This window comes from Winogradskyella tangerina, from assembly GCF_003260205.1.
GTDB lineage: Bacteria > Bacteroidota > Bacteroidia > Flavobacteriales > Flavobacteriaceae > Winogradskyella > Winogradskyella tangerina.
Map to the genome: position 1 here is coordinate 288,362 of NZ_QERF01000003.1, position 17,646 is coordinate 306,007.

Genomic DNA, 17,646 nt, shown 5'->3' on the forward strand with positions numbered 1-17,646 from the left:
AAAGACAAATATATAAAAATATTGTTATAACGCCCTAAAATAAAGAGATTCTAACGATTTTAAATTATTTCAAGTTTTTTCCCCACTTTAGTAAATGCATTGATAGCTTTGTCTAGTTGTTCTTTCGTATGAGCAGCTGATAGTTGAACACGAATTCTCGCCTTTTCTTTTGGTACAACTGGATAGAAAAAACCAATAACATAAACGCCTTCTTCTAACAGCATATTTGCCATAGTTTGAGATAGTTTGGCATCATATAACATTACTGGTACGATTGCAGAATCCCCATCTATAATATCAAAGCCAGCTTCCTTCATTCCTTTCTTGAAGTATTTGGTATTCCAATCTACTTTATCTCTTAAAGAGGTATCGTTCTTTAGCATATCAAAAACCTTGATGGATGCACCAACGATTGCAGGTGCTAAGGAATTTGAAAACAAATAAGGCCTTGAACGCTGACGCAAGATCTCGATGATCTCCTTTTTTGCTGTTGTATAACCGCCCATTGCACCACCCATAGCTTTTCCTAAGGTTCCGGTAATAATATCTATTCGTCCTAATACTCCTTTTTCTTCAAGAGTTCCAATCCCAGTTTCACCAATGAATCCAGTAGCGTGGCACTCATCAATCATTACCATAGCATCATACTTTTCTGCGAGATCACAAATTTGATCTAGAGGCGCCACTAAACCATCCATAGAAAATACACCATCAGTAACAATTATTTTGAAACGAGCTCCATTTTCATTTGCAGCAATTAATTGTTTTTCTAGATCGGCCATATCATTATTGTTGTAACGATATCTTGCTGCTTTACAGAGTCTTACACCATCAATAATTGAGGCATGGTTAAGTGAATCGGAAATTATAGCATCTTCCTTAGTTAATAAGGGTTCAAAAACACCACCATTAGCATCAAAAGCCGCAGCGTATAATATGGTATCTTCTGTGCCATAAAAATCGGCGATCTTCTGTTCTAACTCCTTATGGATATCTTGGGTACCACAGATAAATCGTACCGAAGACATACCAAAACCATGAGAATCTAACGTATCCTTTGCTGCCTGAACAACATCGGGATGAGAGGACAGTCCTAAGTAATTATTAGCACAAAAATTTAAAACTTTTTCACCAGTATTCAAGGTGATTTCTGCCCCTTGAGGAGAAGTAATAATGCGCTCTTCTTTGAAAAGCCCAGCCTCTTTAATTGATTCAATTTCTTGTTGTAAATGTGTTTTTATAGCTCCGTACATATCTTTTGGATTTTGAAGTTGCGCAAAGATACTATCTATAAATCACACTTCTACTACTTCGATGGCATCATTTATATAGACAAGATACTTATGCTTAATTTTGAATTTCATATCCTCTAATACTGAGGCATATGAACGAATTTGATTTTGGTGATTTGTTTTTTGTTCCCCTGTTTTATAGTCAATTATAATGACCTCATTATTTGAATTCACATTGACTCGGTCTGGTCTTAGAAGCTCACCCGATTGCATTACAATGTCTCTTTCATTATAGATTTCATAGTTGTCTGAATAATACGAGCTAAGTATAGGATGCTCTATAACACTTTCAACCAAAGCCCTTAATTCCGTCACTTCTTCTTTAATGATGTCCCCTGTTTCTAACAACTCACTCACGGCAAAGTCTAAATCATTAATAGTCTTGATTTTCGATAAAATTAAATGTACAAGATTACCGCGCTCAATGGCCTTTTCTTGTTTGGTATCCCAGAGTTGACCGGCCTTGGTAACGATCTTTAAATTGTGGTATTCCTTCGGAACAGATATAAGTTGAAGCGATTTAGAATTGACCATTGATTTTTCTTCAACTAATGGTGGTTCAAACGTGCCAAAACTGTAAGTCAGTTGCTGCTCTGTCCAAATACCCAAGGATTGCAAATAGGAAATAAACATGCCTGAAAAGGTGAGAGCATTTACTTTACCTTTTGAGTCCAAATCATACTTAGATATCACAAAAAGACATTCAACTGCTCTGGTTAGTGTCACATAGAGTAAATTGATGTTATCAAGTTCTAATTGCGATTGATGTGTGTTATAGATTTGAAGTCCGGCTTCACCAAAATGTTCAATGTCTTTATTGTAGTTAAGTAACAAGTTTTCAAATCCATTATAATCGTTTTGTTCCACAGGAAACCAAACTTTTGGCTCTAACTCTTTATAGATATTTAAGTCAGCAAATGGAAATATAACCACCGGAAATTCTAGACCTTTACATTTATGAATGGTCATAATTTGAATGGCATCAATGTCCTTTGGCGACACCACACTGAGCCTGTCTTTTTCCTTTTCAAAATAATTAGTAAAGGCGCTAAGATCAGAGTGTTGTTTCTGGGTGAATTCTAAAACAAGATCGAGGTAAAACTCGAGGAACGCATCGGAGGTATTTTCAAGATTAAAACTTCGAATGAGCTCTTCAACGAGATCATACAACGGCAAATGCAATAGGTTGGCTTTATTTATAAATATGTTGAGAGATTCTAAACTCTGAAACATGTCATCAACACTAGGTTTTAGATGGGTTTCAAAAAACAAATGTTTGTCTTCAACCTTATACTGATCTGCTAAAAAAGTTAGTATGTTAATCTTAAGGCTATCATTGTTGGGTTGCAGTAAAAGTTTCAAAATATTATCTAGGAAAACAACCTTATCAGAATTTTTCAAAAGTAGTGTTTCAGAAGATGTAATTTTAAGTCCTTTTTCGCTGAGATAATTGGCAATAGCAACTCCTTGTTTTCGTTTTCTAACGATAATACATATGTCTTGAGGGACATAACCTTTGTCATAACATAAGTTAATGGTTTCAAGAACCTTATGTGAATAGATTTCGTCATCATCGTCGTCTCTGGCTATGTTCAAAAAATCAAAATTCACGTAACCATCGCGATCATTATTTGCGTTTTGAAATGAGGCTTTGTATAAGTTAGAATAGTCTTCATTTGTAAAATAATTTTCGCTCAAAAACTGAAAGAAACCATTATTAAAATTGATGATTTCTTTCGCACTTCGGAAATTAGTACCAAGCGCTAAAATTTCGGGGTCAACCTGAAAGGGATTTGTCGTTTTATTATATAGATTAATAAATTGCTCGGCAACCCCTCCACGCCACCTATAGATGGCTTGTTTTGCATCACCCACCAACATCGCAGAGCCATGAGATGTAGAAAGCGCATTGTCTAAAAGCGGCACTAAATTCTCCCATTGCATTTGCGAGGTGTCTTGAAACTCATCAATAAAATAATGTCTGTATTTCTCACCTAAGCGTTCGTAAATGAAAGGTGTTGGCTGATCTTTAATTTCGTTGCTTACAATTTTATTGAATTCTGAAATGAGCATTTTATTCTGCTCTTCCTTGAGCTGATCTAATTCAGTCTGAATGGCATTAATAACAGAAAGCGGCGTAATATTTCTTAAGAACCCCTTATGAAGTTTGAAATCAAATATTTTATTCTTCGTTTGAAGAAAGGCCTCTGCTAATTGCGGCTGAATGCTTTCAATGGTCGAAGCAATGTTGTCGGTAACGCGCTTAGGATAAATGGTTTGACCTTCAATAAGATCATTTTGCCAAGCGGCATCAAACCGTGCATTAAAATTCTTCTGTGCCAAATTCTTAAAGTAGTTTGGTAATGATTTCCTGTTGAAATCATCATATTCTAAGCCAGCTTCTTCAATTAAGGTTAACGCAGAATTTGCTATGGTAACAAGGTCAATTTCTAACTTAGAAATGGTCTTTACAAGTTGTGTTTTTAGCGCTTTAAAGTCGTCAATACTCTTTTGCTTTAAGGTTACAATGGCGTGTAAATCATTTTCGCTTATAAGGAGTTTAGCAATTTTCTTAAAATCATAACTTATGTCCCAACTTCTATCGTCGTCTGCTTTTTCAATCGCAAAATCAATAAGTATGTTGGTTAGGGTTTTATCACTTCCGGCTTTAGAGATTAAACTATCCACCGCTTCGTTCAATAGGTTTTCTTGTTCTAGTTCTACCTCAAAATTTACAGGTAATTCTAAGTCGTGCGCAAAGGTTCTGATGACGCGGTGTGTAAAGCCGTCAATGGTTGAGATGTCAAAAGCCCCATAATTGTGCATTATGTGTTTTAAGATGTGCTTTGATCTTATATGAAGTGTTTCGGGCGAAATTGACAATTCTTCGCAAATAGCACTAAACATAGGATGCGGCTGGGTAAGACTTTTTTCGTTTGAAAACGATTTTAGCATCGTAATGATGCGCTCTTTCATTTCACCAACGGCCTTATTTGTAAAGGTTATGGCTAGAATATTTTTGAATTGCTCCGGATTTTTAGATTGCACCAATATCTTTATATAAGACTTGGCGATTGTGAAGGTTTTACCACTACCAGCAGATGCATTGAATATTTTAAAAGCCGAGGATTGCAAAAGATAAATTTTATACCAAAATAGGCAATCTTAATAATTTATTTAGAACATCTTGTTCTCAAAATCGTAAATTTGTTAAAGTTAAATTACTAATACTTAAAAACATAAAATCATGGCTTTTGAATTACCAAAATTAAAATATGCTTACGATGCATTAGAACCGCATATTGATGCACGTACAATGGAAATCCACCATTCAAAACATCACAACGGATATACTACAAAACTTAATGCTGCAATTGAAGGTACAGATTTGGAAGGAAAGTCTATCGAAGACATCTTAACAAACTTAGATATGAACAATGCTGGCGTAAGAAATAATGGCGGCGGATTTTATAACCACTCATTATTTTGGGATGTAATGAATCCTGAAGATAGAGGTTATTTATCAGGAGATCTTAAAGATGCTATTGAGGCTGAATTCGGTTCTAAAGATGCATTTATTGACGCCTTCTCTAAAGCAGCTGCAACGCAATTTGGTTCTGGCTGGGCTTGGTTGTGTGTTCATAAAGGTGGTAAAGTAGAAGTATGTTCTACACCAAATCAAGACAACCCTCTAATGCCAGGAGTAACTTGTGGCGGAACACCAATCTTAGGATTAGATGTTTGGGAGCATGCTTACTATTTAAACTATCAGAATAGAAGACCAGATTATATTGCTGCATTCTTTAAGGTGATCAACTGGAATGAAGTTGAGCGCAGATATGCTGAGGCAAAATAAATAGATAAGACTTTACAAAAAGTGAAAATCCAAGTTGAGAAGCTTGGATTTTTTTATGCTTTAAAATGAAAAAAGGTGAACAGAGAGTTCACCTTTTTTGCCCCAAATCTACCATAAACTTAACCTACTTATGTTATGGTGAATCAAATATAAGTTTACATTAATTTAACTATTAAATTTTTTGGATAAACGACCTATATATTAGTCTAAGCGTGGAAACTACTAGGATAAGCTACGATTATGCACTAATTGGATACTGGAATTGTGTATATAACTTAAAGCAATACTTTAATTAACTCCATAAAAAAAGGTGAACACTGTTCACCTTTTTTTGCCCCAAATCTACCATGAACTTAACCTACTTATGTTATGGTGATACCAATGTAAATGTTATTTGTTAAAATGATACATATAATGGATGAAATGCATTTTTCTCGGATGAAATACTTAATTTTTCGGATTAAACGTTAAATTAATACGCTCGCTCCTTGTTTCCTTCGTAGAAGTTTATAAAGGCTTTGTTCACAACGCGGTTACCTCCAGCTGTAGGATAATTACCTGTAAAATACCAATCTCCTAAATTATCCGGACAGGCTTTATGCAAGTTTTCTACAGGTTGAAAAATTATTTTTACCTCAGCATTTACAGTTTCGTCACTTAATAGTTCTGAAATTTTATCGGATATCTGTTCGTCAGTAAAGTTGTTGTAGATCTCTTTAACGTAATTGATAACGTTTTTGTCTTTATAGTTTACTTGTGAAAGACACTTCTGATAAACTTCCTCAACGATATGATACTGATTATTGTCTTTGAGTAATTCTAATGCAGCTCTGAAAGCAACTAAACTTTCAAGATTGGCCATATCAATACCATAACAATCTGGATAGCGAATTTGAGGAGCTGATGATACCACAATGATCTTCTTAGGATTTAGACGGTCCATCATCTTTATGATACTCTTCTTAAGGGTCGTTCCTCTCACGATACTATCATCAATAATAACAAGGTTATCACTCGGTTTGATAACACCATAAGTAACATCATAGACGTGAGCAACTAAGTCATCTCTACTGCTGTCTTCAGTAATAAACGTTCTGAGCTTTACATCTTTAATGGCTATTTTTTCAATACGTGGTCTCTCAGATAAAATTTCTTCAACCTTATCCGCAGATAGGGAACGCTTACCACTTAATATGGCTTGGGTTTTTTTATGATTCAGAAACTGTTCAACAGTATCAACCATTCCGAAAAATGATGTTTCAGCTGTATTTGGTATAAATGAAAAGACTGTATTTCGGGTGTCGTTGTCTATCGCTTCAAGTACTTTTGGCATTAACAGTCTTCCGAGTTCCTTACGTTCCTTATAGATTTCGGCATCACTTCCTCTAGAAAAATAGATGCGCTCAAAGGAACAAGCCTTTCGCTCTAAAGGTTCCAGAATTTGCTTTACTTCTGTTTTTCCAGATTTTTTGGTAATGATCGCATGACCTGGATCTAATTCAATTACCTCTTCAAACGGAACATTAAATACAGTTTGAATAACAGGGCGCTCAGAGGCTACCACTACAATTTCATCGTCCTTATAATAGTATGCAGGTCTTATGCCTGCAGGATCTCTAAGCACGAATGAATCACCATGGCCCAACAAACCTGCCATGGCATAACCACCATCCCAGTTTTTAGCGGCACGTTTTAAGATCTTGCTTAGTTTTAATCGTTCTGCAATAAGAGGAGAACATTCAATTTTTGAATAGCCCTCACGCTTAAGGTCTTTGTAGATTTTACCAACAGCATCATCTAAGAAATGGCCTATTTTTTCCATCACTGTAATGGTGTCGGCTTTCTCTTTCGGATGCTGACCAATATCAACAAGATTATTAAAAAGCTCGTTTACGTTGGTCATATTAAAATTACCAGCAACGATGAGGTTTCTGTGCATCCAATTATTTTGTCTTAAAAATGGGTGAACACTTTCAACGCTATTTTTTCCGAAGGTACCATAACGCACATGGCCAAGCAATAACTCACCTACATAGGGAATATGTTTTTTCTGAAGTTCAACATCATCTTTATATTCAGGATGCTGGGTCATCTCTAGATTAATGCGTTCATTAATTTGCGAGAATATATCCTGAATAGGTTGTTGTTCTATAGAACGAATTCTACTAATATAACGTTCTCCAGGTTGGGTGTCGAGTTTTATACTAGCAAAACCTGCACCGTCCTGACCGCGATTGTGCTGTTTCTCCATCATGAGGTACATTTTGTTTACCCCATAAAATGCACTACCATACTTTTCTTTGTAGTATTCTAATGGTTTTAAAAGCCTGATAAGTGCGATACCACACTCGTGTTTTATTGCATCACTCATGTTAAGTAATAAAAAAACGCGCTCAAAAAATTGAGCGCGTCATATTATGTTAGTTCAATATCAAATTGAGTTAAACTCTTAAATTGGTCTAATCGTTTGCGTATCTCTGATGTTGATAAATTTTCCATTCGTTCTGTACCGAATTTTTCAACACAGAATGAGGCTAATGTTGAGCCGTAGATAACTGCTGTTTTTAGATTATCGAAAGAATAATCACCAGTCTTTGCAATATATCCTGCAAATCCTCCGGCAAAAGTATCACCCGCACCAGTCGGATCAAAAACTTCTCTTAATGGTAATGCTGGAGCATAAAACACATTGTCCTTATTAAAAAGAAGCGCACCGTGCTCTCCTTTTTTAATTACCACATATCGCGGTCCCATTTCATAAATTTTATGGGCTGCATTTACCAATGAATATTCACCAGTTAATTGTCTTGCTTCTTCATCATTAATTGTAATGACATCGATGTGCTTCATAACCTTGTGAAGATCTTCAAGCGCATTATCCATCCAAAAATTCATGGTATCTAATATGACCATTTTTGGCTTGGTATCCATTTGTTCTAATACACTCATTTGAACACCAGGATGTAAGTTACCGAGCATTACGACTTCAGCATCACGATAGTTTTCTGGGACTTTCGGATCAAAATCTGCCAGCGTATTTAACTCAGTTACTAAGGTATCTCTCGAGTTCATATCATTGTGGTAACGACCACTCCAGAAAAATGTTTTACCGCCTTTTACAATTTCAACGCCTTCAAGATTAACGCCTTTATGCGCTAACAAATCAAGATACTCTTGTGGAAAATCATCACCTACAATTGATACTGCAGCTGAATCTACATTGAATTGAGAAGCGGCTAACCCAATAAAAGTTGCGGCACCGCCAAGAATTCTATCGGTTTTACCAAAAGGAGTTTCAATAGCATCGAACGCTACGGTTCCGACAATCACTAATTTACCCATCAAAGCAAGTTTAAATTAAGCTGCAAAAGTACATAAAATATATTCCTTATAAAATAGCCTGAATTAACTATTAGTTATGTTTACTTCCTCCCAAAATCCGCAGGGATTTCTCCCCATGCTTTGGTCTCCCATTTTACAATAGTGGTATGGTAAGTATTAGTTTTTAACCATGTTACTGCCCGATCTACCAATTGGAATAAGGGCTCATTGTTTTCAGTTCTAGCTAGTTTAGAGTTGCAGGCTTTTTTACGAATCCAACTCATGGCAGTTTTAGAATCTGTGTAAATGATTCTATCGCTTTGATGCTGTTTAAGAAATGCTAATCCGTGTACAATCGCTAAAAACTCACCTATATTATTAGTGCCCTCTTCGAACGGCCCTTGGATAAAGAGTTGTTTTTTAGTTTTGGTATCTACGCCACGGTATTCCATTTTTCCGGGGTTTCCACTAACTGCTGCATCAACACAAATGGAATTGAAGTTAGGTAGCCCAATTTTTTTAAGTTGCTCTTCGGAAAGTTCACTTTTGAAGGTCTTCGACTTCCCAATATAATCTTTCGGACCTTCTTTATATGCTTTTTTGGCAGCCTCAAATGAAGAGAAGGATTTATACTGAGCCCCTTTGAAATCCTTGATCTGAGCTTTGCAGTCATCCCATGATTCAAAGACACCGGTATTATGGCCTTTCCAAACAGTGTAATATTTCGGTTTCTTTTTTTTTGACATTTAATTAGACATGAATTTCACAAATTTTCACAAATCATTTTGTGGGTGTTTCAATCTGAACAGTGTGAAGAATCTCTTTTGAATACTTCGACAAGCTCAGTATGACATCTTAACTAATACGAATTTCACTAATATTAACTTACCACTTACAATCCAATGATCTAATCATCTAACCATCTAATTAACTTACCACTAACTTTTCAACCACCTTCGGAAAGTGTTCCATTTCTAATTCATGGATCTTAGCAGCCACATCTACTGCAGAATCGGAAGGTGAAACCTCGCATTTCGCCTGAAAAATAATGGCGCCTTCATCATAATTTTCATTCACATAATGAATTGTAATGCCTGTTTCGGTCTCCTCATTAGCAACAACAGCATTGTGAACATGCATACCATACATGCCTTTACCGCCATATTTCGGTAATAATGCAGGATGAATATTTATGACTCTATCTTGAAATTCATTCAAAATAAATTCAGGAAACTTCCAAAGAAATCCTGCTAGAACAATAAGGTCTGGTTTTGAGGTTCTTAATATATTAAGGACGTCTTCTGATTTTGAAAATGCCACACGATTGAAAGATAATGCACTGGTCTTAAGTCTTTTACACCTATCCAAAACTTTGGCATGAGGATTGTTAGTCAATACCTGAATAACAGACGCTTTATCGCTGTTTTGAAAAAACTTAATTAAATTTTCAGCATTTGATCCGCTTCCGGACGCAAAAATTACAATTCGCTTCATTTACAGTTATAATGGTTTATTATTCGAGACAAAAAAAAGAATAATAATTTACAATTAGACACAAAAAAATTGGACTTCTGCCGAAATTTGGCATTTAAGGCCACATTTTATCGGTAAAAATGTATTTTAAAATAAAGTTTTTTATTTTTGCGGTCTAATTAAAACTTAAAATTAAAAGATTATGTCAGACATTGCATCAAGAGTAAAAGCGATTATCGTAGACAAATTAGGTGTTGATGAAAACGAAGTTGTAACTGAAGCGAGCTTCACTAACGACTTAGGTGCAGATTCATTAGATACTGTAGAATTAATAATGGAATTTGAAAAAGAATTTGATATTCAAATCCCAGACGATCAAGCTGAAAACATTGCAACAGTTGGTCAAGCTATCTCTTACATAGAAGAAGCAAAATAAGACTTTATTTTTATGGAATTAAAGCGAGTCGTAGTTACTGGTTTAGGTGCACTTACACCAATAGGCAATACCAAGGATGAATATTGGGATGGTCTTGTTAGTGGTAAGAGTGGCGCTGCCCCAATCACACATTTTGATGCTGAAAAGTTCAAAACGCAATTCGCTTGTGAAGTAAAAAACTTTGAAGTTACTGACTTTATTGATAGAAAGTTAGCGCGTCAAATGGATAAGTTTTCGCAATATGCTATGGTGGCTTCAGATGAAGCTATTGCAGATTCGAAATTAGACTTAGACACAATTAATAAATACAGAGTAGGAGTAATATGGGGAGCTGGTATTGGTGGTCTTGAAACATTTCAGGAAGAAGTGTTGAATTTTGCTGCTGGTGATGGTACACCTCGATTTAGTCCACGATTCATCCCAAAAATGATCGCTGATATAGCACCAGGAAACATATCTATTAAGTATGGTTTCATGGGTCCAAATTATACCACGGTTTCGGCATGTGCCTCTTCTGCAAATTCAATGATCGATGCCTTAAACACTATTCGTTTAGGACATTGTGATGTTGTAATTACAGGCGGAAGTGAAGCTGCTGTAACCATAGCTGGTATGGGAGGATTTAATGCTATGCACGCTATGAGTACCAGAAATGATAGTCCTTCAACGGCCTCAAGACCATTCGATGCAAATCGTGATGGATTTGTATTAGGAGAAGGTGCTGGTTCAATAGTTTTAGAAGAATACGAACATGCCAAAGCGAGAGGTGCAAAAATTTATGCAGAAGTTGTTGGAGGTGGTTTATCTTCTGATGCGTATCATATGACTGCGCCACATCCAGACGGAATAGGTGTTGTTGCGGTGATGAAAAACTGTTTAGAAAATGCCGGTTTAAATCCTGAAGATGTAGATCATATTAATACCCACGGCACATCCACTCCTTTAGGCGATGTTGCAGAATTAAAAGCTATATCTGAAGTATTTGGCAGTCATGCTAAGAATATCAATATTAATTCTACCAAGTCTATGACTGGTCATTTGTTAGGTGCTGCCGGTGCGATAGAAGCCATTGCTTCAATAATGGCATTAGAGCACGGAATAATTCCACCAACAATTAATCACGAAACGGTTGACGAGAACATAGACCCTGAATTAAATTTGACTCTCAATAAAGCACAGAAAAGAGATATTAAAGTCGCAATGAGTAATACATTCGGATTTGGTGGTCATAACGCTTGTGTATTGTTTAAAAAGCTAGACTAAAACATAACTCCGAATGCGTTTCATTCGTAACATATTAAAGAATTCCCGCGCGCAAGCTGACGGGAATTTTTTTTTACAACTAAAAGAGATTCTTGGGTTTAAACCTAAATCTGAATCCCTTTACATCAAAGCCTTTACGCATCGATCTATGAATATTAAAGATGACAAAGGCAATCCTATCAACTATGAAAGATTAGAATTTGTAGGCGACGCTATGATCAGCTCGGTCATTGCAGCTTATTTGTACGAACAGGTACCACATGGTGATGAAGGTTATCTCACCAAAATGCGCTCTAAAGTAGTCAGTAGAGAGCATCTGAATGAACTAGGAAAAGAGTTAAACCTCATTGATTTAGTACAAAGTAGAATTCCTAAATCTAATTTTGGAAATAATATTCACGGAAATTTATTCGAAGCTTTAGTTGGTGCCATTTACCTTGATAAAGGATATAAAACTTGTGAAAAGTTCCTTTACCAACGCGTTATCAATCCACATGTTGATATCGAAACTTTAGAAGGTAAGGTGATTAGCTATAAGAGTTTGTTGATCGAATGGTGCCAGAAAGAAAAAAACACCTTCAATTACGAGGTCTATGAAGATACCGGAAACGATGAACTAAAGCATTTCTCTGTAAAACTGAGCATCAATGACAAGGTAGTATCAAAGGCACGCGCAACTTCAAAAAAGAAGGCTGAAGAAAAAGCCTCGAAACGTGCGTTTTTTGCATTTCAGAAAGAAATTACTAAGCATATTTAATTTGAAGCGGTCTTCCAATGGCAAAAATTATAAATTTTCCAACTACAACGTTTTCGTAAGTTTTAGAGGCTAAGATTAACCAAAAGTTCACCTAATCAACCTATTATTGTACTATATTTACCGCTCAAAGGGAGAACTGTATGGCTTTACATAAACTTCTGGTTGACGATTTTTATGACGACACCTACAAACTTATTGCTATTCATTGTGGGTTAGAAGATTACCGTTTAGCTTACTTACTCAATCAAAGTTTAGGTCTTAACCTAAAGCGGAAATCGGACGATCTCGACTTTGAATATATGAAGTCTTCGTACAGTATTTTTGAATGGAACAATGCCTCTGAATACGTTACCTGGAATTTAGTTTCAAACGTATGTAAAAAAGAAGAGGACAGTTTGTATAGTACAGGCTTATTTCAGGCTGAAGAAAAAGTAATAAAAACGTTTAATCTTGTTCCTGAATATAAAACCGTAGACTATTTCATTAAGATCTCTGAGGAGATTCAAAATATAAATGAAAAATTAATTTTGAATAAACTACAGCATATTCCGCAGATCGTTACGAGTTACTCAGTTAACCCTTCAAAAGTAAAATCAAAAGATCATTTAATTTTTTAATTGATGTCAAATAAGAAAACTAAAATAGTAGCAACATTAGGCCCGGCAACGAGTAATAAAGAAGTACTCAAGGCAATGTTAGAAGAAGGCGCTAATGTATTTAGAATCAATTTTTCGCACGCCGATTATAAAGATGTTAAAGAGCGTATAAAGATGATTCGCGAGCTCAATGAAGAACATGGTTTTAACGCGTCAATCTTGGCGGATCTACAAGGTCCGAAACTACGAGTAGGAACCATGAAAGGTGATGTTATCGTGAACGAAGGTGATGAAATAACATTTGCTACAGGCGAGCGTTTTGAAGGTACTAAAGAGCGGGTTTATATGACCTATGAAAACTTTCCTCAAGACGCAAAGCCAGGTGAGCGTATCTTGTTAGATGACGGAAAGTTGATTTTCGAAGTGGTATCAACAGATGGAGAATCTGAAGTAAAAGCTAAAGTACTTCAGGGTGGACCATTAAAATCAAAGAAAGGGGTTAACCTTCCAAATACTAATATTTCGCAACCAGCGCTTACTGAAAAAGATATTGAGGATGCTATTTTTGCAATTGGTCAGCGTGTCGATTGGATTGCCTTGTCTTTTGTGAGACATGCCGAAGACCTGATGCAGCTCGAAGAATTAATCAAAGAACATAGTGATCATAAAATTCCGATCATTGCTAAGATTGAAAAGCCTGAAGCCGTTGAAAACATAGATAAGATCGTTGCTTATTGTGATGGATTGATGGTAGCTCGTGGAGATTTGGGTGTAGAAATACCGGCGGAAGAAGTTCCTTTAATTCAAAAGCAATTGGTGTTGCGAGCAAAGCGCGCCAGAATCCCAGTGATCATCGCTACCCAGATGATGGAGACCATGATCACAAGTTTAACAGCGACACGTGCTGAAGTAAATGATGTTGCCAATTCTGTAATGGATGGTGCAGATGCTGTAATGCTTTCGGGAGAAACGTCGGTTGGTCAATATCCGGTTCAGGTGATCAAGCAGATGTCGAATATTATACGCAGTGTAGAAGATTCACCACTTATTGAAGTACCACAATCACCACCTCATATTCGTACGAAGCGATACATCACAAAGTCCATTTGTTACCATGCTGCAAATATGGCTAATGAGATCAACGCGAAAGCGATTTCAACCTTAACAAATAGTGGATATACTGCGTTTCAGATTTCGGCGTGGAGACCAAAAGCACACATTTTGGTATTTACATCTAATGAGCGAATTCTAACGCAATTGAGTTTACTTTGGGGTGTTGAAGCCTTTTACTACGACCGTTTTGTAAGTACAGATGAAACCATCGAAGATGTAAACGCCATTGCCTGTAAGAAAGGCTATCTTGAAGTAGGAGACATGCTAATTAGTTTAGCGGCGATGCCAATTAAAGATCGTGGTATGGTTAACACCTTGCGTGTTACGGAGATTGAGAGTTGTAGTTTTTAAAATCGACCTTATAAATACGACTGAAGCCATTGTCGTATTTATTAATCTCAGATAGTAATTCTTCGGTAGATTCAAATCCATTGTCCTTAGCGGTAACACTGCTTTTTCTACTTGTGAAATAGAGTGTCCCATTGAGCACAAACGGACAAAACTCCATGTATTTTGAATTGATCTTGTTACCTAGGTTTTCAGCTGTTGTCCATACGCCATTAGTATTTCTACTCATGTACATATCACCAGAGCCTAAGCCGTCAGGTCTCCGCCATCCACCAAAAATAAGATAAGACTCATCTGGTGCAATAAAGGCATTGTACTCGGCACCTTTGGTATTAACCCCTTCGCCCAAAATCGTTGGCTCAATATATCTGCCATTTTCCAATCGGCTTACATAAATGTCATCGGCAGATTCTAACTCGGGCTTAATAAGGGTAAAATAAAGATTCCCATTACTGGCTACGGATGGATAAAACTCGTCACCTGTTGTATTTACTGGTGCTCCTAGATTTTTAGGCTCCGACCAATCTGTGTTGATAGTACTGCGCTCTACATACCAAATATCCATATCCTTAATAGTGCTACTGTCTTTAGAAACAGGACGATTAGATACAAAATAGAGCTTCAAATTATCGGGTGATAAAAAGGGTTCAAGATCTGTGTATTTCCCAGAAAACGAGCTAATCTCAGGCTGCTGCCAGGTGCCTTCTTTGTTTTCCATCTTCATAATTACCGACAGTTCTCTTCCTGGACTCTGCAATGTAAAGTAAGCTTCGGTTTCTTCATTATTCATTGTAAAATCTCGCACATTGGCAAACTGAGAAAATATATTTGGGACGAATGGCTGAACACCTTCCAACAGTTCTGTAGATGCTTCAGTTTTTTCGTGGTCTGGTTTTACTTCATTGTCTTTACACGACGATATGGTGCAAAAAAACACGAAAACCAAGATGAAATTATTGACTTTCATTTTTTGATTGTTTGAGTTAGTTCTATAAACTTAAGAAATTCAAGCCGTTAAAAATCAAACTTTAACTGAGCGCTAACAGATTTTTTAGTGTCCGCCGAAGCCTTAGCGGAGGCGGGCTTTTCCGTATTCAAATTCGATAATGAGATACCTAAAAGCCTTACAGAGTTATTGAGTTTGTCTTGGTAGAGTAGGTCTTTAGAGGTTTCTAAAATCACAGATTTATCGCTGATATAATAGGGTAGCGTTTTGCTTCGTGTTTGTAGTGAAAAGTCACTATATTTTATTTTGAGAGTAACGGTTTTTCCTGCCACATTACTTTTGTCTAATCGTTTGGAAACTTCTTCTGCAATATGCTCTAGTTTTTCAAGCATAAAGATCTCAGAGGAGAGATTTTCACTGAAAGTACGCTCGGCAGCCAAAGACTTTCTTATGCGATTTGGTTTTACTTCACTTTTATGAATGCCGCGTACAACATGGTAATAATAACGACCAGATTTCCCGAAGTTTTCATCGAGATAGTCTAGACTTTTAGATTTAAGATCTTTACCTATAAAGATTCCCTTTTGATACATTTTTTCCGCTGTCACTTTTCCGACGCCATAAAACTTTCTTATGTCGAGATCTTCAAGAAATTGAATAACATCTTCAGGGTTTACGGTCTTTTGACCATTAGGTTTGTTATAATCACTCGCTACTTTAGCTATAAATTTATTAATCGAAATTCCTGCGGAAGCCGTCAATCCAATTTCTTCAAAAATCCGATGCCTTATTTTTTGGGCAATGAGCGTTGCGCTTGGGAATCCGATTTTGTTTTCTGTAACGTCGAGGTATGCTTCATCTAGCGATAAAGGCTCCACAAGATCGGTATAGTCGAAAAAAATATTCCGAACCTGTTCAGATATTTCCTTGTAACGATCAAAACGATGTTTAACAAAGATCAACTCCGGACATAGTTTCTCAGCCAACCGACCAGACATGGCACTTTTGACACCAAATTTTCGCGCCTCGTAACTCGCAGCACTAATAACGCCGCGTTTACCACCGCCTCCAACAGCAATTGGTTTACCTTTAAGTTCAGGATGATCCATCTGCTCCACGGATGCATAGAAGGCGTCCATATCAATATGAATAATCTTTCTTATTGGTAAATCGTCAATCATAATGTAAATTTAGGCATTAATAGCCTTAAATGTTAGCTGTTTTGACCGAAGAGATCGAGCGTAAATTTTTAGTAATATCAGACCAATTCAAAAATGAAGCTTTTGACAGCTATTCCATAAAACAAGGATTTTTGAATAGTCATGAGGAGCGTACCGTACGTGTAAGACTAAAAAAAGGCAAAGGCTTTTTGACAGTTAAAGGGAAGTCCTCTGAAGATGGCTTATCGCGCTTTGAATGGGAAAATGAAATTGCTTCTGAAGAGGCAGAGTCGTTACTTAAATTATGTGAGCCAACAATTATTGATAAAATTCGATATGAAGTAAGAATGAAGGATCATATTTATGAAATTGATGAATTCTACGGCGATAATGATGGTCTGATCATCGCTGAAATCGAATTAAATTCAAAAGACGAAACATTTATAAAACCTGATTGGCTTGGTGAAGAAGTTACAGGGCAGGTTAAATATTATAATTCACAATTAAGCAAACAACCTTTTAAACATTGGAAATAATGAAACAATCACTTTTAATCTTGTTACTCCTCGGAGCTTTAACGGCATGTAAAAATGAACCCAGTAAATCGATTACCGAAGAGCTTAATGAAGCGAGCGAAGAGTTAAATCTTGAGTATATCGATACCATAGAGGAGCAGTCTATTGCAGAGTTTAAAGCGAAACTCACTGAAGAAGGCTACCAAATTTTTGATTATGTCGATGAGAAAACTAAGGACACCATAATCATGCAGCAATATTTTATTGCCTTTCTGAAAACAGGACCTAACAGAGACCAAAATGAAGAAGAGGCTAATAAGATACAAGCCGAACATATGGCACATTTAGGAAAAATGTACGACTTAGGATATGCCGATATTTCTGGGCCGTTTGATGACGAGAGTGATATAAGAGGAATTACAATCTACAATGTTCCAAACTTAGCGATGGCAGACAGTTTGGCAAATGCTGATCCGGCTGTAAAAGCAGGCCGATTAGTCATTGAGGTACATCCTTGGTGGGCAGCTAAGGGTTTTGGTTTGCGATAAAAAAAGCCTATCAATTTAACAA

16 protein-coding genes are annotated in these 17,646 nt (G+C 36.5%); 8 read left to right on the forward strand and 8 right to left on the reverse strand.

Features of this window, described 5'->3' with window-relative positions; genetic code table 11:
* Positions 1–59: 59 nt before the first annotated feature.
* On the reverse strand, positions 60–1,253 hold the full coding sequence (gene kbl, locus DDY94_RS06835; RefSeq protein ID WP_111683297.1) for a glycine C-acetyltransferase: 1,194 nt from the start codon (positions 1,251–1,253) through the stop codon (positions 60–62).
* Between the two features lie 42 nt (positions 1,254–1,295).
* A complete protein-coding gene (locus DDY94_RS06840) occupies positions 1,296–4,427 on the reverse strand; it encodes a UvrD-helicase domain-containing protein (protein ID WP_111683298.1) in 3,132 nt (1,043 codons plus the stop codon).
* Positions 4,428–4,539: 112 nt separating this feature from the next.
* Here DDY94_RS06840 and DDY94_RS06845 point away from each other — a divergent pair, with 112 nt between their 5' ends.
* Positions 4,540–5,148 carry a superoxide dismutase gene (locus tag DDY94_RS06845; RefSeq protein ID WP_111683299.1) on the forward strand — a complete coding sequence of 203 codons (609 nt, stop codon included), beginning with the start codon at positions 4,540–4,542 and terminating at the stop codon, positions 5,146–5,148.
* A 472-nt stretch (positions 5,149–5,620) separates the two neighbouring features.
* Here DDY94_RS06845 and DDY94_RS06850 read toward each other — a convergent pair whose 3' ends face one another.
* The 4 genes from DDY94_RS06850 to purN all read right to left on the reverse strand — a co-directional run bounded on the left by DDY94_RS06850 (position 5,621) and on the right by purN (position 9,963).
* On the reverse strand, positions 5,621–7,519 hold the full coding sequence (locus DDY94_RS06850) for an amidophosphoribosyltransferase (RefSeq protein WP_111683300.1): 1,899 nt from the start codon (positions 7,517–7,519) through the stop codon (positions 5,621–5,623).
* A gap of 44 nt (positions 7,520–7,563) precedes the next feature.
* Positions 7,564–8,490, reverse strand: a complete 927-nt coding sequence (locus DDY94_RS06855; protein ID WP_111683301.1) for a PfkB family carbohydrate kinase — start codon at positions 8,488–8,490, stop codon at positions 7,564–7,566.
* A gap of 80 nt (positions 8,491–8,570) precedes the next feature.
* Positions 8,571–9,215: a ribonuclease H1 domain-containing protein gene (locus DDY94_RS06860; protein ID WP_111683302.1), complete on the reverse strand. Its 645-nt coding sequence runs from the start codon at positions 9,213–9,215 to the stop codon at positions 8,571–8,573.
* A 181-nt stretch (positions 9,216–9,396) separates the two neighbouring features.
* Positions 9,397–9,963 carry a phosphoribosylglycinamide formyltransferase gene (gene purN, locus DDY94_RS06865; protein WP_111683303.1) on the reverse strand — a complete coding sequence of 189 codons (567 nt, stop codon included), beginning with the start codon at positions 9,961–9,963 and terminating at the stop codon, positions 9,397–9,399.
* A gap of 181 nt (positions 9,964–10,144) precedes the next feature.
* Here purN and DDY94_RS06870 point away from each other — a divergent pair, with 181 nt between their 5' ends.
* From DDY94_RS06870 to pyk, 5 genes are all read left to right on the forward strand, one after another.
* Positions 10,145–10,378, forward strand: coding sequence for an acyl carrier protein (locus DDY94_RS06870; protein WP_008269813.1), 234 nt, complete (start codon positions 10,145–10,147; stop codon positions 10,376–10,378).
* A 12-nt stretch (positions 10,379–10,390) separates the two neighbouring features.
* A complete protein-coding gene (gene fabF / locus DDY94_RS06875; RefSeq protein ID WP_111683304.1) occupies positions 10,391–11,641 on the forward strand; it encodes a beta-ketoacyl-ACP synthase II in 1,251 nt (416 codons plus the stop codon).
* A 13-nt stretch (positions 11,642–11,654) separates the two neighbouring features.
* Positions 11,655–12,398, forward strand: a complete 744-nt coding sequence (gene rnc / locus DDY94_RS06880) for a ribonuclease III (RefSeq protein ID WP_111683305.1) — start codon at positions 11,655–11,657, stop codon at positions 12,396–12,398.
* A gap of 140 nt (positions 12,399–12,538) precedes the next feature.
* Positions 12,539–13,015, forward strand: a complete 477-nt coding sequence (locus tag DDY94_RS06885; protein ID WP_111683306.1) for an IPExxxVDY family protein — start codon at positions 12,539–12,541, stop codon at positions 13,013–13,015.
* Positions 13,016–14,458 (forward strand): pyruvate kinase, encoded by a 1,443-nt coding sequence (gene pyk, locus DDY94_RS06890; RefSeq protein WP_111683307.1) that lies wholly within the window; start codon positions 13,016–13,018, stop codon positions 14,456–14,458.
* Here pyk and DDY94_RS06895 read toward each other — a convergent pair.
* Positions 14,430–15,422, reverse strand: a complete 993-nt coding sequence (locus tag DDY94_RS06895) for a TolB family protein (protein ID WP_111683308.1) — start codon at positions 15,420–15,422, stop codon at positions 14,430–14,432. The two genes, pyk and DDY94_RS06895, sit on opposite strands and share 29 nt — an antisense overlap.
* A gap of 47 nt (positions 15,423–15,469) precedes the next feature.
* On the reverse strand, positions 15,470–16,582 hold the full coding sequence (dinB, locus tag DDY94_RS06900; RefSeq protein WP_111683309.1) for a DNA polymerase IV: 1,113 nt from the start codon (positions 16,580–16,582) through the stop codon (positions 15,470–15,472).
* 29 nt (positions 16,583–16,611) lie between these two features.
* On the opposite strand from dinB, the gene DDY94_RS06905 reads away from it, so the two are divergent.
* Complete coding sequence (locus DDY94_RS06905) at positions 16,612–17,097, forward strand: CYTH domain-containing protein (RefSeq protein ID WP_111683310.1); 486 nt, start codon at positions 16,612–16,614, stop codon at positions 17,095–17,097.
* Positions 17,097–17,624, forward strand: coding sequence for a YciI family protein (locus DDY94_RS06910; protein ID WP_111683311.1), 528 nt, complete (start codon positions 17,097–17,099; stop codon positions 17,622–17,624). The genes DDY94_RS06905 and DDY94_RS06910 overlap by 1 nt, the downstream gene beginning before the upstream one ends.
* The last annotated feature ends 22 nt before the right edge of the window (positions 17,625–17,646 follow it).

Bases quoted from the DNA above. Each gene is read 5' to 3' on its own strand.
- kbl (WP_111683297.1), bottom strand. From the start codon at position 1,253: ATGTACGGAGCTATAAAAACACATTTACAACAAGAAATTGAATCAATT.
- DDY94_RS06845 (WP_111683299.1), top strand. From the start codon at position 4,540: ATGGCTTTTGAATTACCAAAATTAAAATATGCTTACGATGCATTAGAA.
- DDY94_RS06850 (WP_111683300.1), bottom strand. From the start codon at position 7,519: ATGAGTGATGCAATAAAACACGAGTGTGGTATCGCACTTATCAGGCTT.
- DDY94_RS06855 (WP_111683301.1), bottom strand. From the start codon at position 8,490: ATGGGTAAATTAGTGATTGTCGGAACCGTAGCGTTCGATGCTATTGAA.
- DDY94_RS06860 (WP_111683302.1), bottom strand. From the start codon at position 9,215: ATGTCAAAAAAAAAGAAACCGAAATATTACACTGTTTGGAAAGGCCAT.
- purN (WP_111683303.1), bottom strand. From the start codon at position 9,963: ATGAAGCGAATTGTAATTTTTGCGTCCGGAAGCGGATCAAATGCTGAA.
- DDY94_RS06870 (WP_008269813.1), top strand. From the start codon at position 10,145: ATGTCAGACATTGCATCAAGAGTAAAAGCGATTATCGTAGACAAATTA.
- fabF (WP_111683304.1), top strand. From the start codon at position 10,391: ATGGAATTAAAGCGAGTCGTAGTTACTGGTTTAGGTGCACTTACACCA.
- rnc (WP_111683305.1), top strand. From the start codon at position 11,655: ATGCGTTTCATTCGTAACATATTAAAGAATTCCCGCGCGCAAGCTGAC.
- DDY94_RS06885 (WP_111683306.1), top strand. From the start codon at position 12,539: ATGGCTTTACATAAACTTCTGGTTGACGATTTTTATGACGACACCTAC.
- DDY94_RS06895 (WP_111683308.1), bottom strand. From the start codon at position 15,422: ATGAAAGTCAATAATTTCATCTTGGTTTTCGTGTTTTTTTGCACCATA.
- dinB (WP_111683309.1), bottom strand. From the start codon at position 16,582: ATGATTGACGATTTACCAATAAGAAAGATTATTCATATTGATATGGAC.
- DDY94_RS06905 (WP_111683310.1), top strand. From the start codon at position 16,612: ATGTTAGCTGTTTTGACCGAAGAGATCGAGCGTAAATTTTTAGTAATA.
- DDY94_RS06910 (WP_111683311.1), top strand. From the start codon at position 17,097: ATGAAACAATCACTTTTAATCTTGTTACTCCTCGGAGCTTTAACGGCA.